At 44.2% G+C, this 25032-nt stretch carries 19 protein-coding genes; 10 read left to right on the forward strand and 9 right to left on the reverse strand.

The window, feature by feature from the left end:
* Positions 1 to 161 precede the first annotated feature (161 nt).
* Entirely contained in the window at positions 162 to 713 is a 552-nt protein-coding gene (locus tag FFM75_RS10445) for a GNAT family N-acetyltransferase (protein WP_137629119.1), read from the forward strand.
* 511 nt (positions 714 to 1224) lie between these two features.
* Here FFM75_RS10445 and FFM75_RS10450 read toward each other — a convergent pair.
* From FFM75_RS10450 to FFM75_RS10465, 4 genes are all read right to left on the reverse strand, one after another.
* The gene (locus tag FFM75_RS10450; protein WP_137629120.1) at positions 1225 to 1653 is read right to left on the reverse strand and encodes a CidA/LrgA family protein; all 429 of its coding nucleotides are present in this window, start codon (positions 1651 to 1653) and stop codon (positions 1225 to 1227) included.
* Positions 1654 to 1655: 2 nt separating this feature from the next.
* Complete coding sequence (locus FFM75_RS10455) at positions 1656 to 2387, reverse strand: LrgB family protein (RefSeq protein ID WP_137629121.1); 732 nt, start codon at positions 2385 to 2387, stop codon at positions 1656 to 1658.
* A 176-nt stretch (positions 2388 to 2563) separates the two neighbouring features.
* Positions 2564 to 3403: a DegV family protein gene (locus FFM75_RS10460; RefSeq protein WP_137629122.1), complete on the reverse strand. Its 840-nt coding sequence runs from the start codon at positions 3401 to 3403 to the stop codon at positions 2564 to 2566.
* A gap of 850 nt (positions 3404 to 4253) precedes the next feature.
* Positions 4254 to 6617: an FAD-binding protein gene (locus tag FFM75_RS10465; protein ID WP_137629123.1), complete on the reverse strand. Its 2364-nt coding sequence runs from the start codon at positions 6615 to 6617 to the stop codon at positions 4254 to 4256.
* A gap of 530 nt (positions 6618 to 7147) precedes the next feature.
* Here FFM75_RS10465 and FFM75_RS10470 point away from each other — a divergent pair.
* A complete protein-coding gene (locus FFM75_RS10470) occupies positions 7148 to 8563 on the forward strand; it encodes a DASS family sodium-coupled anion symporter (RefSeq protein ID WP_137629124.1) in 1416 nt (471 codons plus the stop codon).
* Positions 8564 to 8632: 69 nt separating this feature from the next.
* The gene (locus FFM75_RS10475) at positions 8633 to 9526 is read left to right on the forward strand and encodes a LysR family transcriptional regulator (protein WP_137629125.1); all 894 of its coding nucleotides are present in this window, start codon (positions 8633 to 8635) and stop codon (positions 9524 to 9526) included.
* Between the two features lie 848 nt (positions 9527 to 10374).
* Here the strand turns inward: FFM75_RS10475 and FFM75_RS10480 are convergent.
* Complete coding sequence (locus FFM75_RS10480; RefSeq protein ID WP_137629126.1) at positions 10375 to 10893, reverse strand: HXXEE domain-containing protein; 519 nt, start codon at positions 10891 to 10893, stop codon at positions 10375 to 10377.
* 127 nt (positions 10894 to 11020) lie between these two features.
* Between FFM75_RS10480 and FFM75_RS10485 the strand changes: the two genes are divergently transcribed.
* From FFM75_RS10485 to FFM75_RS10500, 4 genes are all read left to right on the forward strand, one after another.
* Positions 11021 to 11563 (forward strand): TetR/AcrR family transcriptional regulator, encoded by a 543-nt coding sequence (locus FFM75_RS10485; protein ID WP_137629127.1) that lies wholly within the window; start codon positions 11021 to 11023, stop codon positions 11561 to 11563.
* 247 nt (positions 11564 to 11810) lie between these two features.
* Positions 11811 to 12989, forward strand: coding sequence for a metal-dependent hydrolase family protein (locus FFM75_RS10490; protein ID WP_137629128.1), 1179 nt, complete (start codon positions 11811 to 11813; stop codon positions 12987 to 12989).
* A 116-nt stretch (positions 12990 to 13105) separates the two neighbouring features.
* On the forward strand, positions 13106 to 13804 hold the full coding sequence (locus FFM75_RS10495; protein ID WP_171001486.1) for a zinc metallopeptidase: 699 nt from the start codon (positions 13106 to 13108) through the stop codon (positions 13802 to 13804).
* Between the two features lie 1013 nt (positions 13805 to 14817).
* On the forward strand, positions 14818 to 15756 hold the full coding sequence (locus tag FFM75_RS10500; RefSeq protein ID WP_137629130.1) for an alpha/beta hydrolase: 939 nt from the start codon (positions 14818 to 14820) through the stop codon (positions 15754 to 15756).
* Positions 15757 to 15955: 199 nt separating this feature from the next.
* On the opposite strand, the gene FFM75_RS10505 is transcribed toward FFM75_RS10500, so the two are convergent.
* The 3 genes from FFM75_RS10505 to purB form a co-directional block, all read right to left on the reverse strand.
* Positions 15956 to 17071 carry a glycerate kinase gene (locus FFM75_RS10505; protein WP_137629131.1) on the reverse strand — a complete coding sequence of 372 codons (1116 nt, stop codon included), beginning with the start codon at positions 17069 to 17071 and terminating at the stop codon, positions 15956 to 15958.
* A 67-nt stretch (positions 17072 to 17138) separates the two neighbouring features.
* A complete protein-coding gene (locus tag FFM75_RS10510) occupies positions 17139 to 18044 on the reverse strand; it encodes a metal ABC transporter solute-binding protein, Zn/Mn family (protein WP_137629132.1) in 906 nt (301 codons plus the stop codon).
* A 170-nt stretch (positions 18045 to 18214) separates the two neighbouring features.
* On the reverse strand, positions 18215 to 19513 hold the full coding sequence (gene purB / locus FFM75_RS10515) for an adenylosuccinate lyase (protein ID WP_137629133.1): 1299 nt from the start codon (positions 19511 to 19513) through the stop codon (positions 18215 to 18217).
* A gap of 318 nt (positions 19514 to 19831) precedes the next feature.
* Here purB and FFM75_RS10520 point away from each other — a divergent pair, with 318 nt between their 5' ends.
* From FFM75_RS10520 to FFM75_RS10530, 3 genes are all read left to right on the forward strand, one after another.
* The gene (locus tag FFM75_RS10520; RefSeq protein ID WP_137629134.1) at positions 19832 to 21121 is read left to right on the forward strand and encodes an adenylosuccinate synthase; all 1290 of its coding nucleotides are present in this window, start codon (positions 19832 to 19834) and stop codon (positions 21119 to 21121) included.
* 30 nt (positions 21122 to 21151) lie between these two features.
* Complete coding sequence (locus FFM75_RS10525; RefSeq protein WP_137629135.1) at positions 21152 to 22123, forward strand: GMP reductase; 972 nt, start codon at positions 21152 to 21154, stop codon at positions 22121 to 22123.
* Positions 22124 to 22641: 518 nt separating this feature from the next.
* Positions 22642 to 23424, forward strand: coding sequence for a tyrosine-protein phosphatase (locus FFM75_RS10530; RefSeq protein ID WP_137629136.1), 783 nt, complete (start codon positions 22642 to 22644; stop codon positions 23422 to 23424).
* A gap of 51 nt (positions 23425 to 23475) precedes the next feature.
* Here FFM75_RS10530 and cls read toward each other — a convergent pair whose 3' ends face one another.
* A complete protein-coding gene (gene cls, locus FFM75_RS10535) occupies positions 23476 to 24921 on the reverse strand; it encodes a cardiolipin synthase (protein ID WP_171001481.1) in 1446 nt (481 codons plus the stop codon).
* Between the last annotated feature and the right edge of the window lie 111 nt (positions 24922 to 25032).

Below are 25032 nucleotides of genomic sequence, written 5' to 3' on the forward strand. Positions count from 1 at the left end.
TTCTCTACTCTAATATTCACCAAATGGCTACCGCTAGCATACAAAGTTGACGTAAAGTTTCGACCAACTATCATGTAAAATAAATGTAAATATTGCTAGAGTAGTACTTTAGGTCGCCATGCGCTATGATAGGGACACTAGCAAGTAAATGAGGGATTATTTTGAAAAACATTTTAATGGGACCACGGGTAACGTTAGCAGTGCCCCGCCCCGAAGATTTTGATGAAATTAGTGACTGGTTCACTGATGGGACTTTTATCCGTAACTTGGACACTGATCCAGCACGACCGCTGTCCGGCGAAGAGCTTGAACAGACTTACCGAAACATCAACCGGGATACCGAATTTTACTTTCATATCCGTACCAATGATGACGATCGGTTATTGGGGTTTGTCACAATTTACAATATCGACTGGCGTAATCAGCTTGGTCAATTAGCCATCGCAATTGGTGATGCTGAAGATCGCGGTCAAGGCTTTGGGACCGAAGCGTTAAACTTGATGTTAAATTATGGTTTCAACGAATTGAATTTATATAAAGTCTGTTTGGACGTCATCGCAACAAACCAAAGTGCCATCGCTGTTTATCAGAATAGTGGCTTCGAATTTGAAGGTACCAATAAGCGTGCCGTCAAGCGTGACGGGCATCGAGAAGACCTATATAACATGGGCCTATTTGCAGCTGACTTTCAACCACGGATTAATTTTAACTAATCCATCAGCGCAATTAGTTGCAGCCGGTAGCGTTTGCAATTATAATAGTCGCAGATTGATAGAAAGTGAATAACCGCCTATCAATCCTTAATATTCTATAGTTTTTAGATTGTTAGCGTCGTTGCTGCCATAACGTCGGCTAATGATCACTTTCATTCATAGACTCCCCCAAGTCTTATGAATGGGGTTCATCAAAGCCCCCACTTTGATGTTTCCTACTCCTTGACCACTGCATCCCCTGATGTAGTGGCTTTTTTGTTGCAGAGTGTGAGGTAAGCCGGGTTGAGACTGAGCATTAGCCTAGCTAGACAATGACTCGGTGATCTTTCCGAGTGATTGTTTAGCGTAGCTAAGCGGAAGTCTCTGGCTTGCCGAACACGTTTCGGCGCGCAACATAGCCCCAGCAAAACACCCCCAAATCACGCAGCCACAATCCTAAAAAAACTAAATCCGACTGGTGTACAATCTACCCTACGGTAAATGGCCCACCACCCGGACTTAATCCACATGATTAATCTTCTTCTAGTTCGGCTTGTCGATTATTTCGCCGTTCGATCACCCATTCTTTGACTTGCACTAACAACCATGCAATCCCGGCTGTAAAGAGTAATAACATCAAAGTTGAGACAATCACGACTAATACGATTTGTAAGCCTTCATTTTTCAACACATCTAACTTGGTTACTAAGGCAATCCCAGATGGAATAAAAATCAAACTAATGATTTGAACAAAGAAGTTACTGACACCTTCAACTTGTTCCAATTTGACGATTTTAAACGTCAACAACAAGTACAGCATGATCATCCCAATTAAAGCCGGTGGCATCGGGAATCCCGGCCAAAGTTGATTAATCAATTCAGAAATCAAACTACTGGCTAACAAAATCAAGCCATAAATCATAATCTGCTTAATAAATTTACCTTTAAATTTTTTCGGCATCCTTAACCTCCTAACCCAACTAACTGTGCAAAGCCTGGCACCATAAAGTTCACTAAGATTCCGGCAACCACAAATGCAATCGCACCGGTCGCACCAGCGGCTTCGCTCACTTCAATCGCCTTCGTTGCACCAACCGCATTCCCAGCAATACCAAAACCTAACCCAGCACCAAGCGGATTCTTATGCAACTTGAACCAGCGAATAAAATGATCGCCTAGTGCATAAATCAAAACAGAATTTAAAATGACGGCAAACGCGGCAATCGCTTGATCACCACCAACGGCTTCGGCAACTGGTAACGCGATCGCAGTCGTAGCTGCTTGCACCAACATCGCACCTAACGCAGCATCGGTTAACCCCATCAGTTGTGAAATGGCATAAATACCGAAAAGTGAGAATAGTAACCCTAGAAATAGCGCAATTAAAATGACATCCCAATGCTTTTTGAAAATATCATTTCGCTTATATAGTGGCACTGCAAATGATACCGTTGCGGGGGCAACAAACCAAAACAGCCAGTCGCCACCAACTTGATACGCTTGATAGACTTTTTGCACCGGCGCTTGCAGGGCGGAGGCAATTAATACCAATAAACCAATCCCGAGCAGCATTCCAAAAAATAACGGTTGGAATAATACAAATCGATTCGTTTTGTGATACAAATACTCGCCAATCCCATAGACTAGCACGGATAGACCGATGCCAAAGAACGGATTATTGAGAAGGTAATTCACAGAAGTTCCTACTTTCTTTTGTGGGAGCTAAGTAACAAAAAATGGCGCCCCGTTCGGGTCTAGTCATCATCTACATGGTGGTTAGGCTCGAGCAGTGCGCCAACACGACTCTTTTTTCTACTTTAATCAGTATATCATATGAAAGAATAAATTAATAGTAACAATTAGTTTTAATCCTAGCCCGCTTCATAAAACATCAACGCATAGGCCCCAATTCCAGTATGCGTGGCAATAATCGGACAAGTCCGTTCCACTAATAGTTCCGCCTGCGGGACCACTTTCTCAACTAGCGCTTGCGGTTCTGCCGCAACCGACTCATCGCCGACATACGAGATCCCAGCTGCTTCAACGCGGGTCGCATCTTCCAGTTCCGCTAAAATCTGGGCTTGCGCCTTCAATAAGGCCTTCTTACCGCGTCCACGCGTATATAATTTGAGCTTGCCATCAACCAATTCAAACACAAATTTAAGCTTAATCAAGTTAGTCACTAAGCCCGCAATTTTAGGTATCCGGCCACCTTTTACTAAGTTGTCCAACGTATCGACGAACAAATAAATATGGGTCTGTTGCCGAATCGTGGCGATTTTAGCCAAGATTGGCGCTAGTTCAGCACCGGCATGGGCCATCCGCGCTGCCGTTAGCACTTGAAACGCCATCCCACGATCGGCCGACTGGGTGTCAACCACGGTTACTTTCCCTTGTGCCAGTTCGGCGGCTTGCCGGGCCGCATTGACCGTCCCACTCAAGGTTTCAGTCAAGTGTAATGACAAGACTTCACTACCATCAGCGGTCAGCTCATTGTATAACGTCACAAAATCACCGATTGGTGGTTGACTCGTGGTCGGTAACGTTGCGTTAGCGGCCATTTGTTGGTCAAAGTCCGCCCGTGATAACGAGGTATCGGCGACAAGATTGCCGTCAAAGCCCACTAATAAGGGCACGATATGAATATCATATTGTTCAATTTCAGCCGGCGTTAGTTGCACCGACGAGTCCGCTACGATTTTGATTGTCATGTTAGGTCACACTTTCGAATGGTTTTGCCAGTAATTATAGCATCTCCAACAACCCTTGCTGGTTAAAGGCTTGATATCACAACGTTCAGCAACTAACAAAACTAAAGTTTGACCACGATTTAGTTATAAAGTTTAGAAAAATGATTTTTTCAAGTTACCATCACTTTTTTAGCTTGCCAGCGTCATACTTTCTTCAATGAACGCCGTTATACTATGTTCATAATCAATTAAGAAATTCCCCGTTTCCTAACTGACCACCCTAACTTAAAAAATTCATTCACTCCCCCAAGTAATGAATCTATGTGTGTATACCCTAACTTTTTTGATAATTACTTCCCTTTTCCACCGTATTCCCCGATACGGTGGTTTTTTGATATTAGAGTGTGAGGTAAGCCGGGTTGGGGGTGAGCATTAGCCTAGCTAGGGAATTGTACCGGTGATTTTCCGGTGCGGTTACCTAGCGTAGCTAAGCGGAACCCCCAGGCTTGCCGAACACGTTTCGACTCGCAACATAGAACGATCTAGACTAAATGGAACGCCCAGACTTGCGACTCGTCAGCTAATTAATTCCCAACAAAAACATGTTTTTAGCGCCATCACGTCATATTTTCTTCACGACCAGCCGCTATACTATGTCCATAGTCAATTAAGAAATCCCCCGTTTCCTAACCTGACTATCCTAACTTAAAATTCATTCACTCCCCCAAGTAATGAATCTATGTGTGTGCATAACCTAACTTTTAAATAATAACTTCCCTTTTCCACCGTATTCCCCGATACGGTGGTTTTTTTGACCTAAATAAAGCTTCCAGCCAATAACTGACTGGAAGCTTTATTTTACTGATATGCCTTAATCGCGCTGAACTTGTTGCAAGGCATCCTGAACCGCTTCTTTGATTGCCCGGCTCGAAGCTGATGCGCCGGAAACGGCATCAACATCGGTTGAATTCGCCGCAATAATCTCTTTAGGCACTTGATCAACAGCAACTAACCCGACATCTTCACTTTCATGATGTTGGACAACTTCAACATTTTCAATCCGTTGATGACGATACGTTACGCGAACTGTGATTTTACCACCCAGACCACTATTAGAACTGCCTAAATACTGATCTGCGGCTAGCGTGACTTTAGCCGCATTTTCGGCGTCCACAATATCGTTGATACCATTGACGTCATCAGCGGTCACCTCATCGGCATCGGCTTTAGTCGCCGCGGCATGTTCACCCGCTAATTTACCAAAGATCAAGCATTCCGCTAAATTGCCACCACCTTGATAGCAGTTCGCGACGATGCCACCTAATTCACCCGCACCAAACAGATGCGGAATTGGTTGGTCATGAGTATCTAGGATTTGGGCATTTTCATTACGTTGTGGACCACCTTGCGTATTTAGCACGTCATTAGCCGTCGCAATCGCATAGTATGGGCCATCATCAAAGCAACGCATGCTCTCCGGATGGCGACCAAATTCATAATCAGTCCCTAATTGCTTGAACTGATTGAACCGTGCCACCGTGGCTGTTAAGTTTGCCGCGGGCACACCCATCTTAGTGGCCAATTCCGCTAATGATGGGGCTGAAATAAGTTTCGCCATAAACTTAGGATAAGGCAACCGACCTTTGTCAGCTAATTGCTGTTTGAAATCATTGTATTGGGCTTGGTCAAAGACTAAGTATGGGTGTTGGTTCATCATCGGGATCAACCATGACCCATGCGTCTTGATATGCCCATGCCGATGCGGCGCATCTTCTGGGAAGTAGCGGGTCCCGTCATCGGCGGTCACTAGAATACTACCTTGCTTCAACAACGGCCATTGCTCAATCTGACGACCACGTTCATCAGCCGCTTCTTTGAACGTAATCCCTGGTAAGATGCCATGTGATTCATAGTTGGTCATATGCCACATTTTGGCACCCACCGCTTGGGCCATCTTGACCCCATCACCACGGTTAAATAAGGTGCCTAGTGGCGTTAACCGGCGACTATGCAAGTAGGTTTGAACCAACTCAGGATTGTTTTCAAAACCACCCATCGCCATGACGACCCCGTTTTTAGCATGTACATTCAATAATTGACCCTGTCGTTCAATTTGCACACCACGAATAATCCCCGTATTTGGTTCTTGAATCAGCTGTTTGGCGCGTGAATCGAGCCAAATATCGATCTGATCTGTCCGGGACATCACTTGTTGCCGTAAGACCTTCCATAACCCGGCATCTTTATCACGTTTATGCACTAATGCAAAATCAACCGTCTGGCTCCCCTTTAATTCTGGATATTCAGCCATCGTCTTTTTAACTGCGACCGCATCGCCAGGCTTAATATCATGTTTCCAACTAACCGCTTTGATGCCCAAGTAGGTCTCAAAATAAGCTGGAATCTGACTCATCCCGGTTAAGTAAGCTTGTAAGGTCTTTTCGGGCGTAACGAATGGGGCGTTTAAAGCATGATAGTAGTCAGTTAAATCTGCCAAGTTTTCACCCATAACGACGTGTTGCGCTGAATAACGGGTATTCCCACCTTCACGTCCAAATGGCGCCGCTTCAACAATCAACACTTTGGCCCCTTGATCAGCGGCAAACCGAGCAGCCGTTGCACCAGCACCACCAAATCCTAAGACGATGACATCGTAGTGACCTTGCCACTTTACCGCTACCCTAGCAGTCCCTTGTTGCGTCTTAATCAATTTGATGAAATGTTGAAAACAACTCTCTAGAAAGCTGATCGTATGGCGATCTACCAAATCACCTTGCCCATCAAAAGCTTTAGGTGCAAAGCTCAACATAAATTCATTACCTGGCAGCACGATGGCCCCAACGCCAGGCGCATTTAAGATTTGCCGCAGTTCATCTTGCGCCCGTGACGTGCCTTGAATTCCGAGCGAAGTCCCGACAATCATGACGGGCTTATCCGTTAATGGATGCACACTATAAGATAACCATTCAATCACGCTCTTTAATGCCGCTGGCACCGCGTGATCATATTCTGGTACCCCAATAATGACCCCATCAGCGTTTTCAATTTGGACCACGAGGCCTTGCACCGAATCCGGCAATGACGCATCAGGTTTAGGTTCTTTAAACAACGGCACCTGGTCAATTTCAGCGACCGTCATCGTGACGTTTTGACTAAAGTGATGTTGCATGTATTGTAATAATTCACGGTTATATGATTTTTCGGCATTCGTGCCGACGATTGCGACTAACTTCATTATTCAACAGTCCTTTTCTCAGTAATAACTTGCAAAAGCCCGGGTGGTTGTTTACAGGGTCAATATAACGACTTTTACTGAAAAGGCAACGTATTTTTTTAACAAAGTCCGCAAAACGTTGTCACAATCGATAAAACTAGTGCTTTTACAGCATTAAAATCCGGTTATCAAATCATAAAAGCGCTTTCCTTAGCTAAAAAATAGTTTGCTTTTTATAAATAATATTGATGATTAAACTATGATTTCTGACTTTAGAAAGTCGAATTGCACAATTCTCATCACTAATCATGCCAATTTAGTTGTGATGAAATCCTTTATTCATCAGTATGTTCAGCTAAATCTGCCCCTTAATTAATCCCATCACCTTAAATTATGAATTGACAACTTAAAAATTAAAGTTATGATACCGATGAAGATTCAGAAAGCCAGGGTGGCTTATCAAATCATGTGAATCTTTTATCAAGATCATGATGGCATCATCATGATCGCACCATGCAATTATGACGATATTTTATAGAGGAGTACAGCTTATGATTAATAAAATTAATTGGAAAGCGTTCATCTTGCCGTTAATTTTTGGTATTGGCCTGTGGTTACTCACCCCACTTAAGCCAACCGATATCAACACCGCCGCTTGGCATTTATTCGCGATTTTCGTCGCAACTATCGTGGCTTGCATTACAAAACCACTGCCGATGATGGCCACAACTTTAATCGGCATCACCATTGCGACTCTAACCGGCATCTTTACCATGGATGAAGTCACTGCCGGCTTTGGGAATTCTACTGCTTGGATGGTGGCAATGTGCATGTTCATGGCCGCCGGCTTCATCAAATCTGGCCTAGGTAAACGCATCGCCTATCTTTTCGTCAAATTATTTGGCAAACGGACGTTAGGACTGGCTTATGCGCTATCCGCAGTTGATACCGTCTTAGCCATTGGGATTCCTAGTAACAATGCCCGGGTAAACGGCATTATGTATCCAATCATCGACAACTTAGCACGTGAAATGGGATCTGATCCAAAGAAAGGCACCCAACGAAAGTTAGGTTCCTTCTTGATTTTTAACGAATATGAAGTCAACAACATTACTTCCGGCCTATTCTTAACCGGTCTAGCAGGTAACATGGTGGCCTTAGGTTTGGCCAAAACACAAGGTATCACGATTTCTTGGCTCCAATGGTTTGCCGCTGCGAGTGTCCCTGGCATTTTATCCTTATTGATTATTCCCTTCTTGCTATACAAGATTTATCCACCCGAAGTCAAAGAAACGCCGAACGCGCGTACTTGGGCTGACAAACGCCTAAACGAAATCGGCAAAATGACGATCAGTGAAAAAATCATGTTAACAACTTTCATCTTGGCGATCATCTTATGGCTAGTCGGTGCAAAAATCGGTATCGATGCGACCGAAGTTAGCTTTATCGCCGTCGTTATCTTACTGATCACCGGCGTTTTAACGACCAAAGACATGCTCCATGAAAGCTTCGCTTGGAACATTTTGGTTTGGTTATCTGTCATTATGCTAATGTCCCAAAAGTTGATGATCTTAGGCTTTTTCCCTTGGTTCTCAAAGACTTTAGGTAGCATGCTCCATGGGATGAATTGGGTCTTAGTTTTAATTATTTTATTTTTAGCTTACTTCTATTTACATTACATGTTTCCAAGTGTTTCAACCCAAATTTCAGCCCTGTACGCTGGCTTTCTCTCCGTTGCTATCGGTGCGGGCGTACCACATACGCTAGCGGCATTAATGCTTGCCTTTTGTGGTTCGATCTACTTATCAACGACCCCTTATTCCGCTGGCCCAGCCGCCTTACTTTCAGGTACCGGTTATGTGTCCAATAAAGATTGGTGGAAGCTCAGTGCCATTGTTGGGGTAACCTTCAACATCATCTGGCTCGGTGGTGGACTACTTTGGACTAAAGTCATCGGCCTCTGGTAACTAAAAGCCGCCTTAGCCAAACTAATTTACGTTATACTTAACGTTAGTTTGGGTGAGGAGGCTTTTTTTATGAACGAACGTGATTTAAATTATTTTTGTAGCTTAGTCGAAACGGGTAACTATACGGCAACGGCTAAGCAATTTCAGGTCACGCAACCCGCGATTTCAGCGGCACTAAAGCGACTTGAAACAAAATATCAAACACCACTATTAACCCAACCCAATCATCGTGCACGCCTAGTGACCACGGCTGCGGGACAAGTCTTGTATATCAAAGCCCGGCAATTATTAAAAACCTTTGCCCAAGTCGAGCTTGAGGTCCGACACGCTGATGAACAACAAGTGCGCTTAGGCTTTTCACACGTTGCTGGTGGGATTTGGCTTCCAAAAGTGGTTGAAGCTTTCGCACACCAACGATTATTGGCTGACGTGACAACGGAAGTCGCTATCTCAGTCGAACTCTTAGAACGCCTACGTAATCATAAATTAGACGCTGCGATTTTTTCATCGTTACAACCCATGCAGTCTGAAGACCTGCAAGTCTTCCAATTGGAGACCCATCCCCTCTGCATGCTCGTTAATGTGCAGCATCCATTGAGTCATTTAACCATGATTCGCGCTGAAGATTTACAACAATTCCCAATCATTGCCCGTATGCCGCATTCACTCCCACGAACTGCGTTAGAACGGTATTGTCATCAAAGTAATGTGCGACCTAATATTATTTATGAAGCACATTCAAATCAATTGGTTGAAAAATTAGTAGCTCGTAACTTGGGGGTCGGCTTTGTCATTAGTGATTCCGTCTCATTGAGTCCCAATGTGATCCAAGTGCCGTTAAAACCTAGCCAAGCTATCGACTGTTACATGCAACTAGCTGTGCGGAAGTCTTTCTTACCAAATGCCCATCAAGCCAAGTGCATTGATCTATTGAAACATATCAAAATGCCCACTGATGCATAACGTGATTTATTCAAGTCAAAATCAAGGTTTTAGCCCCATCCCGTCATATTTTCTTCATGACCGGCCGTTATACTATGTCCATAGTCAATTAAGAAATTCCCCGTTTCCTAACTGACCACCCTAACTAAAAAATTCATTCACTCCCCCAAGTAATGAATCTGTGTGTATACCCTAACTTTTTCAAAATTACTTCCCTTTTCCACCGTATTCCCCGATACGGTGGTTTTTTGTATTAGAGTGCGCGCGAGGGCGGGAACTTCTGAGCATTAGCCTAGCTAGTCAATTACTCGGTGAATTTTCCGAGTGGTTGACTAGCGTAGCTAAGCGGAAGACGTTGCCCGAGCAAACACGTTTCGACTCGTCATATAACACCAGCTAAGTCATCTCCAGAGCAATTATTTAGCGCATAATTGGCCTAAGCGGTCCCAACCCCCTGACCAATTTATTCCCGGCAAAATCACGGTTTTAGCCTCGCGGTATCATATTTTCTTCATGATCTCCCGCTATACTATGTCCATAGTCAATTAAGAAATTCCCCGTTTCCTAACTGACCACCCTAACTTAAAACAAATTCATTCACTCCCCCAAGTAATGAATCTATGTGTGCATAACCTAACTTTTTCAAAATTACTTCCCCTTTTCCACCGTATTCCCCGATACGGTGGTTTTTTTATGCTAGCGCGCGGATGGGAAGCAGTATGACTAACAGTCCGAGCAAACATGTTTAAGCGCCATCTCATCAGACAAAACATATCCCATAGTTGGAACTTCTTACCGATTTAGCGTTACAATAACAATAAATTTGGTATTAGTTATAAAAAGGCCGCCAGGTGGCGGCCTTTTTTACTTTATTTTTTAAATAGTGTTGGCTGTTCTAATTTCTGTTGTACTTTTCCCATTACCTTCCAATGCATCATATACATGGTTGAGAAAATAATTGAGTAAAGTATGATGAGATATATGACAAAGTTCAGTAAAGCTATTTGGCCTAACCCAAAATACTTACCAATAATCCAAATCACTAGCGGTGTCTCGATTAAAGCTGTGATAATTCCTGGCACATACTGATGAACTTGTAAACACATTTTAAGATGCAATAAGAAATGAATACCAAAAACCGAAACAGTGGCTACGTATAATGCTTGATTATGTGTGACAAAGCAGATTGCCGAGATGATGATCATCAAACTAAAGAATACAAAAACACCAACATCAAAAGCACTGCCATTTGTAACTGTGCCGAAAAATGGTTTACGTAATTTTTTCATCAAATCAGCTTTTTGGCGCTTCCAGATTGGTACAAATATGACTTCTTCAAAATCATGTAACATAAATAGTAATGGCAAAATCCAATAGCTCATTAACATGTCTATTACCTCCTCTTTTGATGTTTAAAGTATAAGATGTCCAAAATTCAAAATGCATTAATTCAACTTCAACGATACAAATTACTACACTTTGTTACCTTAATCTTCATTAGCTAAGGAGCTTCGTATGAATACTAGAGCATTAGCTTCACAAAATAAAATTATCGCGGCGCTTTTTTTAAAACTTGCGACCGAACCTTTTTCTGACCTAACCATCGCTGAGATTTCTGCAGCTGCCGGTGTATCTCGTAAAACTTTTTATCGCCATTTTTCTAATAAAACCGCCGTACTTAATTGTTATCTTAAACAAACCGTATTCGCCTACTTTCAGCAAGTTAAAAAAGACCATTGTGTGACCTACAAAGAAGTACTCATTAGTTTTTTCACTTTCTGGAATAACGAATACGACAGAATGCAGCTCTTGAAGCGGAACCAATTACTTATGTATACACTAAACCTACAACGTGAGTATATTGTATCGGCTCTACCTAAAGGCGACTTAGCTTGGCATCAAGATTTCAGCACAGAATTAGTTATCGATTTGTTTAGTATCGGTGGTCTTTGGAATGTCTACTTTTATCATCTAGATAAGGAAATCCCACTTGAACCACAGTTTTTAGCCACTGAGATTGTAAACAAACTAAAGACTTTTACTCAGTATTTAGAATAGTAGTTGCAAAAACCGCTAACATGTCCTACACATTATTAACTTAGCTAAGCTTTTTCCCATCGTATTCCCCACTACGGTGGTTTTTTGTTGTGCCAATACAACTTTCCCTAAGATTGTTAGTTAATCAAGCAGTCACTTAAAACACAAAGATACTGAATCAAAGCGTGCGATTATACGCAAACCGTTGACCAAAATCAGCCCTACGCCGTAAGCTGACACTATTTTAATGATTGGGGAGTGACTTTTTATGACAACAACTTTTACGAATTGCCAATTGTTTGATGGGGAGAAAACGATGGTACAACCACATGCTTGGTTTACCGTGGACGACACTGGAAAACTAACTGCGCGTGGGACAGGTGCAGCACCAGCTAGTGAGCATACGGTTGATTTAGCTGGCCAATATGTCATGCCTGGCATGATCAATGCCCATACCCACATTACGATGAACCCTGCGGTCGGTAGTGGCGATACCGGCGTCGATGAAGTTACGGCGACCGTGCGTGCCGTCAACAGCCTACACGACTTACTCAAATCTGGCGTCACATATATTCGCGAATGTGGCTGTACGTTTAACATCGACGTCACGCTTGAAAAACTCCGCGCTGAAGGCAAATTGCCAAAAGTACCCAACATCTTGCCATCTGGTCAACCATTTTCAATCACTGGTGGCCATGGTGATTTACCAAACTTTGGTAAACTTGTGGACTCACCTGACGAAATGCGCAAAGCCGTGCGAACCGCCTTGCGTGATGGGGTCAAAGCAGTTAAATTAATGGCAACCGGCGGCGTGATGACACCGGGCGACTTTATGGATGATCCGCAACTGACGATTGAAGAAATGCAAGTTGCCGTTGCCGAGACCCATCATAAAGCCCATATTGTCGCAGCCCACGCTGAAGGGAACCCTGGGATTTACAACGCCTTGAAAGCCGGTGTTGATTCCATCGAACACGGCTGTTATGTCAACGATGAAGAAATCGATATGATGTTAAAACAAGGCACTTATTTAACCCCAACCTTTGTGGCCGCCTGGACCATTCCAACATTTGGGCCTGGCAAAATGCCAGACTGGGAAGTTAAAAAATCCACAGACGCTTGGGATGACATTTGTAAAAACGTGATGCACGCTTGGCATCGCGGCGTTAAAATCACGCTGGGAACTGATGCTGGGACGCCGCTAAATGATTTTTCAATGACACCAGTCGAGTTCCAATTAATGGTCGAAAACGGGGCCACGCCTTATGAAGCACTGCATACGAGTCAAAATTCAGCGGCATTACTCCAAATTGATGATGAGTATGGGAGTTTAGTCCCAGGGCATTACGCCGACTTCTTAGTCTTAAAGCAAAATCCATTAGTTGACGTTAAAGCCGTACAGCAACCTGACAAAGCAGTTTATAAGAGTGGGATTCAAGTCTACTAAAGTCATCATGACTAAGTGGTCAGTTAAACGCTGACCACTTTTTGTCGTCATTAACGTAGCGTTTGACTGTGATATTTGCTAGAATACGCCTTAACGATGCAACTAGTTAAGGAGGAATTCATGTGTTCTATTTCGACCCAACTTATTTCTTAGTCATCATTGGCTTAGTCATCTCAATGGCGGCTTCCAGCTATGTTAATAGTACCTTCCGGAAATATGATGCTTATCGCAGCCAATCCAATACGACTGGGACTGATGCTGCTCGATTCATCTTGACGCAATCCGGGATCAACGATGTCGGCGTTCAGGCAATTAGCGGGGATTTGACTGATAATTACAATGGTCAAACCAAAGTATTAAGCTTGTCACAATCAACCGCTAACTCGACCTCCGTAGCGGCAATTGGCGTGGCCGCCCATGAATGTGGCCATGCGGTTCAAGATCACGTCAACTACTGGCCAATGCGCTTACGTACGGCACTAGTTCCGGCAGCAAACTTAGGCTCAACGCTATCTTTGCCCATTATCATTGTTGGCGTTTTGCTCAGTTACAATACCACGTTGATCAACGTCGGCATTGCGCTTTTCTCATTAGCGTTACTCTTTCAGTTAGTCACCTTACCGGTCGAATTTAATGCGTCACGACGGGCTTTGCAGATTTTATCGGACGGACAAGTTTTAACTCGCGACGAAGTCCCAATGGTGCGTAAAGTACTAACCGCCGCAGCCTTAACCTATGTGGCCGCAGCGCTATCCACCTTCTTACAATTACTACGGCTAATCTTGCTCTTCGGGGGGCGTCGCGACAACGATTAAGGCCTTAACAAATGCTTAGGGGTTTCTTCATGACATCGCACCGGTTCGTTCACATATTCTTCACACGACCTGGGTATGATTACATCATGGCAATTGAGGAAAAGCTCAATGCTAGCTATACACAACCTAAAATTTTTCATTTACTCCTCCAAAGTAATGAAATTCATAGTGACCTGCGACTCCCCATCGCAGGCCTACCCTACTCCTTTTTCCACCGTATTCCCCGATACGGTGGTTTTTGTATTTAAGAGTGTGCGCGAGGGCGGGAACTTCTGAGCATTAGCCTAGCTAGGCAATTACTCGGTGATTTTCCGAGTGGTTGACTAGCGTAGCTAAGCGGAAGAAGTTGCCCGAGCAAACACGTTTCGACACGTTATATAGAACGAACTAGCCGATTACTCGGCGAATTTCCGAATGATTGGCTTAGCGTAGCAAGCGGAACTGGCAGTCCGAGTAAACACGTTTCGACGCGCAATCTAGCCTGTCACGCAAACTAGAACGCAAGGATACCCAACTAACAACAGGTGTCCTCATTTTCTTACAATTATGATAACTTCAATCAGAATGCTTTAACATTCCCCACCAAACCCGGTATACTAGAAACATGGTAGTTGAATTTGTCACTCGACTATCAACTCTTTTTTCATTTACTCCTCCAAAGTTAATGAAAAATAGTCTCGTTGGGCACTCCAACCTAACGAAACGAACTACTCCTTTTGCCGTCGCGTAAAGCGATGGTTTTTTTGTATCAGCGTGTGCGCGAGGACGGGTTGTCAGTGAGCATTGCCTAGCTAAGCCGATTACTCGGTGAACTTCCGAGTGGTTGGCCTAGCGTAGCAAGCGGAGCTGACAGTCCGAGCAAACACGTTTCGACTCGTTATACCAAACAACCCAATTAAACCGTCCAACGAACTTCCCGTACAGTCACCTAGCTAGTCTGAGTAGAACCCTCGAACTTGCCAAGCCAAAACCAGCAAGCGTATGATAACTAGTGCATAAGGAGTTGATATTGGATGAAGAAAAAAGGGCTGCTAGCTGCCTTAGCGACCCCCGTGGCTTTATTTACAGCCACTTTAGTCGCGAGTGAAAAGTTATATAACTTTGCTTTCAAACGGGTCGATTACGTGCCAGAAACTTCGGCCGATAAACAAAAGTATGCAGATGCTTATTGGGCTTATGTCAACTGGTTGCATCGCCAACCGGTCCAGAAATGGCAACTTAATCGTGATGATGCTGCCAATCATTTAGTCGCCCAATATGTCCCCGCAAAAACAACGAGTCACAAAACCGTTATTGTCTCACACGGTTACAAAGGTGACGGTGAAACCATGGCCAATTATGCTTACATGTTTCACAACATGGGGTACAACGTTTTGTTACCCGACGACCGTGGCCATGGTAAAAGCGCTGGTAAATACATTAGTTTCGGCTGGCAAGATCGCCGCGACTACTTAGAATGGATCGATCAAGTCATTCACAAAAATGGTGCTAATTCAGAAATCGTGCTGTTTGGTGTTAGTATGGGTGGCGCAACGGTGGAAATGATGAGTGGTGAAGATTTACCTAGCCAAGTCAAAACGATTATTGCGGACTGTGGTTATACGAGTATTGAAGAAGAATTGGCCTACTTATTAAAACGCCAGTTCCACTTGCCTAAGTTCCCATTCGTCCCAATTGTAAGTTTTATCAATCGCCACCGCATGGGTTACTTTTTAAGTGACGTCAGTTCCGTAGAACAATTACGTCATAATAAACTGCCGATTTTCTTTATCCATGGTGAAAAAGATGTTTACGTTCCTAGTTGGATGTTAAAGAAGAACTATCGGGCGGCTAACGGCCCCAAAATGATGTGGCAGGTGCCTGATGCCACGCATGCTGAAAGCTTTTGGCTTAATCCCGCCGCTTACGAAAAACACGTCACGGCCTTTTTAAGCCGCTATATGCCAAAATAAAAACATCTCAATGACCCAACGTTTGGTTGGATGATTGAGATGTTTTTTTACGGACTGGTTTTAAAGTGACCAGCCTAAAAATCAACGTCATAATACTAAAACATAACTTCGCCTTACCTAATTAGCATCTGTCGTGTCAACTATGTATGACATAGCGGCTATAAAAAACAGCCCAGTCATCCGGACTGAGCTGCGATTTTTACTGATTGGCAACAATGAGTCGTGCTAAGCGGTCAGCCATCTTTGCCAGATTGGCTGGTCCAGCTTGCATCGCCTCAGCCAACGTCGAAACATGATCAACAATCGGTAGCACTGCGGTGACACCGTGGTCCGCAAACGCCTGATTGGCCCCTTTTTGATTACCGACGAGCAAATAACATGGTTTGCCTGCTGCTTGGGCTTGTTCACTAATCTGAATGGGGACTTTTCCCATAAAGCTTTGGTCATCGACTTGACCCTCACCTGAGATCACCAAATCAACCGTGCCAATTTTAGCCGTCAACTGACTCAATTGGGCAATCAATTGGAACCCTGATTGCACTTGTGCACCTAGAAAATGACGCAAGGCAAAACCAATCCCACCAGCGGCACCATCACCAGTCTGCACACTGACTTGACCAGCCGCGACCGTCATATAATGTTGCATCGCTATATCATAAGCCGGTACATCTGCCACCGCTAAGCCCTTTTGCGGACCGAAAATTGCCGCGGCACCTTGCTGACCCGTTAAAGGATTCGTCACATCAGACGCGTTCACAAACTTGGTCGTCGCTAGTGCAGGACACACTTGCGTCGTCTCAATGCGGGCCACACGACCCAAGTCAGCACCAGTCATCATTAATAACGTATCTTGAGCATCATAAAATTGATAGCCCAGGGCCCGTAAAATCCCAGTACCACCGTCAACCGTGCCACTGCCACCAAGGCCGACGATGATCGTCTTCGCCCCACGCTGCAAGGCATCTTTAATCAATAAGCCAGTCCCATACGTATTCGTATTGTTCGGGGTTAATCCCGATGTCAGGAACTGAATCCCCGATGCGGCCGCAACTTCAATCACCGCGAGTCGTTGGTCAGCAAAATAACCATAAGTCGCTTCGATCGGCCGTTGGGCTAAATCTACCGTTGGCACCGTTAGTGCCACGCCACCCGGTTGATTGGCTAAAAAGGCCGCGACCGTCCCTTCGCCACCATCTGCAATCGCGATTTGTTCGGACGGTATTCCATGGGTTGCGAACTGATCAGCCACGATTTGGTTAGCTTGTTGACTAGTCATCGAATTTTTAAAAGAATCAATTGCAATTAAGGCTTGCATCTCGCCACCGGCTCTCTGAGTTAATAAACTTATTGTCCACCTAGTCGGTTCAAATGACCAGTCAAAATCAACGTAACAGTTTTGCCAGTGCTTGATATTGGCTGACCATCCATTGTTGATAGTTTTGTCCGGTCGGCATCGTTTCAGTGACCTGTAAGACTGGCACGTGGTGTTGTTTAGCTAATTTGACCATATTTGTGACTAACTTATCACTGACTTGTTTATTTTGGACAAAGAAGGCCACTTGCTGATTTTTCAACTGTGTTTGCATTTGTTTGATCACTTTTGGCGATGGATCAGTCCCCTTTTCCACCGCATTTTCAAAATTAACATTCGTCACTTTAAAGCCTAACGCTGATAAGGCATAGTCAAAGACCGGTTCACTAACTAAGACATGCTTAGTTTTGGTCGTCTTAGCCGCTGTTTTAACACTGGCAATCGCACGATCAACCGGCTTTAAAGTTGCAATATAGCGTTTGGCGTTAGCGTCAAACTGAGCCTGATATTTAGGCTGTGCCTGGCCAAATTGCTTGGCTAATGCCAGCGCCACTTTAGGCATCGTTTTCGGGTTATACCACAAATGTTCGTTGTGGCCGGCTTTTTGATGCATCACCTCTTCGCCTACCCGTAAGTAGGTCGCTGCCGGGGCATTCTTGACTAACTTACTCATCCAGCCATCGTAACCAATCCCATTTGCCAAGACGACATCAGCTTTCGCAACCGTCGCCGCAACCTTGGCTGTTGGTTCATAATCATGGGGATCAACTGAAGGCTTATTGATGACTGAAGTCACCTGAACCCGTTTGCCCCCGACTGCCCGCGCAACCTCTCCATAAAAGTTAGTTGTCGTCACCACTTGTAGTTTCGCCGTGTCAGTCGTTGCCGTTGATGACTGTTGCTGGCACCCGGCTAATAAACTAAGACTCCCGACAATCCCCAATACGAACATGATCCATCTATGCTTTCGTTGCATCCTAAATCTTCCTCTCACTTTTTAAATCGTAATCATTACGTTTTAAATTCTAGCAAGATTCAGTTCGTTTGTAAATAGTAATTATTACGATTTATAAAAATCAAGTCAATAAAAAAGCACGGTGAATCGTATTCTATCAACGATTCACCGTGCGATATTAATTTCAAAATTTAGTCATCCAAGCCTAAACGCCTAAAGATATCATCAATGTGCCGTAAATGATAATGATAGTCAAACGCATCATCAATCGCAGCTTGGTCAAGATGTTGCCGAATCTCGGCATTGCCTTCAACTAGCGGCTTGAACTGTAACTGTTCATCCCATGATTTAGCCGTCAATGGTTGCACCAAATCATAAGCACTTTCACGCGACATCCCAGTATCGATCAACTTCAACAACACTCGTTGACTGTAGATCAACCCATAAGTAGCACTCATATTTTCCTTCATGCGTTCTGGAAATACCGTTAAGTTCGTCAAAATCTTGTTGATTCGCGTCAAAATGTAATCCGTTAAGATCGTGGTGTCCGGTAAAATGATGCGTTCAGCAGAAGAATGTGAGATATCACGTTCATGCCACAATGGCACATCTTCATACGCCGTCATCATATGCCCTCGAATCACCCGCGCCAACCCGGTCACATTTTCAGAACCAATTGGGTTACGTTTATGAGGCATCGCTGATGACCCTTTTTGGCCCTTATTAAAGAATTCTTCAACTTCATGCGTTTCGGATTTTTGTAAGCCACGGATTTCGGTGGCAATTACTTCGACACCCGTTGCAATCAAGGCCATTGACGCGACATATTCCGCATGTAAATCCCGGGGTAGCACTTGAGTTGAAATATCTTGTGCCCGTAACCCTAACTTATCACAGACGAACTTTTCAACGAATGGTGGAATATTGGCAAAAGTCCCAACTGCACCACTGATTTTTCCAGCTTCAACCCCTGCGGCAGCATGGTCAAAACGCTCGATATCCCGATTGATTTCGGCATACCACCGTGCCAACTTCAAACCAAAGGTCGTTGGTTCAGCATGGACCCCATGCGTCCGGCCCATTTCAACCGTATATTTATATTTTTTAGCTTGTAACGCCAACGTTGCTCGTAAATCTTGTAAATCTTGACGAATAATCGCATTGGCCTGCTTCAAGCGGTAACCTTGTGCCGTATCGACAACATCGGTACTGGTTAACCCATAATGAACCCACTTACGTTCGTCCCCAAGTGATTCAGAAACATCTCGCGTAAAGGCCACCACATCATGATGAGTCACGGCTTCAATCTCCGCAATCCGGTCAACATCGAATTTAGCATTATCACGAATCTTAGCGACATCGGCCGCTGGAATCTTCCCTAATTCAGCCCAGGCTTCATCAGCGGCGATTTCGACTTCCAACCAAGCTTGGTATTGATTTTCCAGGGACCATACTTTGCCCATTTCGGGCCGCGTATAACGATCAATCATTGCTAATCCTCATTTCTATTTACTCATTTACTAACAAAACACGAACATTATTATAGCATATCGACTACCCAATTAATAGTAACGAACAATGAAAAACTATAGTTAGTTTTCACATCTTTTCATCATAAAACCGGCTTCAATTTAGTTTATCACGATAATCATGAACAATTATAATCAGTCAAAATAAGAACATTCGGATTTAAGGTTGCACTCTGGGGTTAAAATTGCTATACTTTTGGCTGTTGGGTTGGTGAACATTTAGCCAACCAGTGCTATTGAACATTCATAATTAAAATAATTTAATGAGGTGGAAGAAATATGGCATCAGTCGTAGTAGTAGGTAGCCAATGGGGCGATGAAGGTAAAGGAAAAATCACGGACTTTTTAAGTCAGGAAGCAGATGTGGTCTCACGTTACCAAGGTGGCGATAACGCTGGTCACACCATCGTATTTAATGGTAAAACTTTCAAATTACGGCTGATTCCATCAGGGATTTTCTTCCATGATAAGATCAGTATCATCGGTAACGGCGTCGTTTTAAATCCGAAGTCTCTAGTAGAAGAATTACAATACTTACGTGATAACGGCGTCCAACCAGATAACTTACGGATTTCTAACCGCGCTCACGTTATCTTGCCTTACCACATCGTCTTAGACGGTGCCCAAGAAAAAGCCAAGGCTGGCGGTAAGATTGGGACAACTAATAAAGGGATCGGCCCGGCTTATATGGACAAAGCCGAACGAATTGGGATTCGGGTTGCCGATTTATTAGATAAAGATACTTTTGCGGCTTTACTTAAACGTAATCTTGAAGAAAAGAATCAAATTATCACGAAGTTATATGATTTGGAACCATTGAAGTTTGAAGATATTTTCGAACCTTATTATGACTTTGGTCAAAAATTAAAACCATACGTCACTGACACTTCAGTTGTCATTAATGATGCTTTAGACGATGGCAAACGGGTCTTATTCGAAGGTGCCCAAGGGGTCATGCTTGATATTGACCAAGGGACTTATCCTTACGTCACGTCTTCAAACCCCGTTGCTGGTGGGGTAACGATTGGGAGTGGTGTTGGCCCTTCTAAAATCGATAACTGCGTCGGCGTCTTAAAAGCTTACACGTCTCGTGTCGGTGATGGGCCTTTCCCAACCGAACTCTTTGACGAAACGGGTGACTTCATTCGTGAAACGGCGCATGAATATGGGACCGTGACGAAGCGGCCACGGCGGATCGGCTGGTTTGACAGTGTCGTCTTACGCCACGCAAAACGGGTTTCTGGTTTGACTCACTTAAGCTTAAACTGTTTAGATGTTCTAACCGGCTTGAAGACCATCAAGATCTGTACCGCTTATGACTTAAACGGCGAAACCATTTATCATTATCCAGCTAGCTTAAAAGAACTCGAAGCTTGCAAACCAATCTATGATGAATTACCTGGTTGGGACGAAGATATTACCGGTGTTAAGACGCTTGCAGAATTACCTGAAAATGCCCGTAACTATTTGAAACGGATCGAAGACCTAGTTGGGGTTAAGATTGCGACCTTCTCTGTCGGTCCTGACCGTGACCAAACCAACGTGATCGATCACGATATCTGGAACTAACACCCAGTTTTAGCATAAGGAGCCTTTCTCATGGAGATTTTTGATTACGAAGATATTCAATTAATTCCGAATAAGTGTGTCATCAACAGTCGTTCGGAAGCTGATACGACCGTTGAACTCGGTGGTCGTCAGTTTAAAATTCCAGTCGTGCCCGCCAACATGGCGACGGTTATTAATGATGACCTCGCTGCTTGGTTAGCGACTAACGGCTACTTCTACATCATGCATCGCTTTGCACCCGAAAAACGGCAACAATTCATTAAAACCATGCATGATCAACAGCTATTTGCCTCCATTTCAGTTGGGGTCAAACCAAGCGAATATGACTTTATTAACGACTTAGCCGCTGATGGTGACGTCCCAGAATATATCACGATCGATATCGCCCACGGACACGCTGACAGCGTGATCGAAATGATCAAGCATATTAAGTCGGTCTTACCCGCTAGTTTCGTGATTGCCGGCAACGTGGCTACTCCCGCTGCCGTCCGCGACTTAGAAAATGCAGGTGCCGATGCGACTAAGGTCGGCGTTGGCCCTGGTAAAGCTTGTATCACCAAAATCAAGACTGGTTTTGGGACTGGTGGCTGGCAATTAGCGGCGGTCCGCTGGTGTGCCAAGGCCGCTCGCAAGCCGATCATCGCTGACGGTGGCGTGCGGACCAATGGTGACATTGCCAAGTCCATTCGTTTTGGTGCAACGATGGTCATGATTGGCTCCATGTTAGCCGGACATCAAGAATCACCTGGTAACATTTTAAAAATCGACGGCAAGACTTATAAACAATATTATGGTTCTGCCAGTGAGACCCAAAAAGGGGAACACAAAAACGTTGAAGGTAAACAAATGCTCGTGCCCTACCGTGGGCATTTGGCTGACACGTTAAATGAAATGCAAGAAGATCTCCAATCTTCGATCTCATACGCCGGTGGTCGCGACCTTAAGTCGATTACCAAGTGTGATTATGTCGTCGTTAAAAACTCGATTTATAACGGGGATTAACCCTTCAAAAGCCGTTAGCGTAATCTGCTAGCGGCTTTTATTGACAAAAAAAGCCACCGTACGGGGATACGGTGGTTAAAAAAGGGATGTTATTTTCATTAAAGTTTAGGTTATGCACACATATATTCATTACTTGGGGGAGTAAATGAATTGTTAGGTTAGGGTTCAGTTAAGAAACGGGGAATTTCTTAATTGACTATGGACATAGTATACCGACGGGACATGAAGAAAATGTGACGTTGCTAGGCTAAAAACGTGATTTTGAGTTGAATAATTTTGTCATTTAGGCTGGAATTGGTGGGGTGCGGGCTTAATTAACGAGTCGAAACGTGTTCACTCGGGCTGTCAGCTCCGCTTGCTACGCTAAGCCAACTAGTCGGAAGTTCATCGACTAATTGGCTTAGCTAGGCAATGCTCACTGACACCCGCCCTCCTTCACACTCTTACCAAAATCTTTACCGTCATTCTCCCCCAAAACCAGTTATACTTATGGCAAAGACTAATCGAGGTAATGACATATGGAACATAACCGCGTTTTACGGTTGGATCATGGGATTAACTTTCGCGAATTGGGCGGCTATGCGACGACTGGTGGTCAAACGATCAAGTGGCAAAAGCTCCTGCGTTGCGGTGGGATGTCGCTCTTAACGGCCCATGATTTGGCCTATTTGGACGATTACGGCTTACGCTATGATATTGACCTACGCCAAGCTAGCGAAGCGCAGATGTCGCCTGATCGCTATCCAACTCACACTCAGTATCAAAATACGTCCGTCTATCCGTTCGCTGATAACCGACGACTCGACCGGCGCTTGAAACGACTCTTCAAACGCATGACATCGATTGATACGTTTGGGACCCAGACTTATGCCCGGATGGTCACTGATAGTCATCCGGTAACTGTTTGGCAAAACCTATTCGCCACTTTGTTGGCTAATGACCAACCAAATCAATCCGTACTCTTTCACTGTGCCGCTGGTAAAGATCGGACCGGGGTCGCTGGTACGTTGATTATGACGGCGTTAGACGTCCCCCGTGAAACGATCATTCAAGATTATTTATTGACCAATGCCGTCTTTATGGCAGCTGATCAAGTGGATAATGACACGATCATCACTGAAGCCAATAACGGTGATCTGGCAAGTCGCTTTAACTCGGCCTTAAATGTTGAAGCTGATAATTTAAAGATGATTTTTAACGTTTTTGACGAACTCTATGGTGGTGGCTTAGGTTACCTCCGCCAAGTACTTGGCCTGAGTCCGGCCGATATTAAAGACTTACAAAAACTTTATCTAGACTAAAAATATCGCCACCCGCTTTAACTGGGGTTGGCGATATTTTTGTTAAACTTACTATAGAATTGGTGATAACAACCGTGAGAAAGTTTGTTTGAACTTCAACCAGAACGACTGATTTTGGAAATCCTGTACCGTAATCAAACTACTCTTCTTCAAATCGGCCTCGAAAATGCCTTCTAGTTCTTGGGCTAATTCGGTGTCGTATAAAAAGGCATTCACTTCGAAGTTTAACTTAAAGCTCCGAAAATCCATGTTAGCCGAGCCGACCGAGGCCACTTGTCCATCGATCACCATCGTCTTAGCATGAATAAAGCCATTATTGTAATAGTAAATTTTAGCGCCCGCTTCGGCGAGTTCCCGTGCATAATACTGGGTCGCTCGATACACAAACGCATGATCCGGTTTGTCTGGAACGATAATGCGCACATCAACGCCTGACATCGCCGCAATTCGAATCGCATCCAGCACCGAGTCATCTGGTATCAAGTATGGCGATTGAATCCACAGCCGATGTTGCGCGGTGGTAATCATCTTGATGTAGCCGAGCTTAATTTGTTGCGCATCACTATCCGGGCCACTAGAGACAATCTGTAATGACGTATTCCCTTTGACCTTGATCACTGGGAACATCTCATTAGTTGGCATAATCCGATGATCCGGATCAGTCGCGTTCCAATCTCGGATAAACCGTTCTTGTAATTCGAAAACCCCTGAACCGACGATCCGTAAGTGGGTATCGCGCCAGTAACCAAATTTTTTATCACGTCCTAAATACTGGTCACCAACATTAAACCCACCGACGTAACCGACGCGGCCATCAGTCACCACGATTTTCCGGTGATCACGGAAATTCAACCGAAAATCTAAGACCGCGGAATGTGCGCCTAAGAATGGCCGCGCATGACCACCAAGTTCCTCTAAATGTTTAAAGAAACTCCGAAAGGTTCCCATCGACCCCCATGGATCATACAAGACGCGCACGTCAACGCCTTGTTCTGCCTTACGTTCGAGTAAATGCAATAATTCGTTACCAATTTGGTCATTATAAAACGTGTAGTATTCAATATGCACGTGTTTTTTTGCCGCTTCAATATCTTGGAACATTGCATGAAATTTCTCATGCCCATCAGTATAGATTTTGACCCGATTTTTCCGACTCAATAATGCGCCATCGGAATTCAAAAATAAACTGACCATTCCTCGTACCGAACTGGTAACCGCATCAGCTGGCATCAACTCCGATCCCAATTCATCGCGTTGGCGTTGAATCGCTTGGTCTAATCGAATCTGAGTTTCTTTCTTCAAACGGAATAACCGATTCTTCGGTAACTTCCGGCCCAAAAAGGCATAGGCAATAAAGCCGGCCACTGGAATCATGATCAACACTAATAACCATGCCCAAGTCGCCGCAATATCACGCCGATCCCGAAACACCGTAATTACCGCCGCGACCGCGTTAATAATCACGATGAAGTTGATAATTGGCAAAATATATTGCAATTGAGGCACCTACCCTACTTTAATGATAAATTCATTTTAACGCAGATGGCCTTGAGATAATAACATTTTGCGATTGATTAATTGCTTTTTATGGTTGAAACCGCGATAATT

Source organism: Lactiplantibacillus daowaiensis (assembly GCF_005405085.1).
Lineage (GTDB): Bacteria > Bacillota > Bacilli > Lactobacillales > Lactobacillaceae > Lactiplantibacillus > Lactiplantibacillus daowaiensis.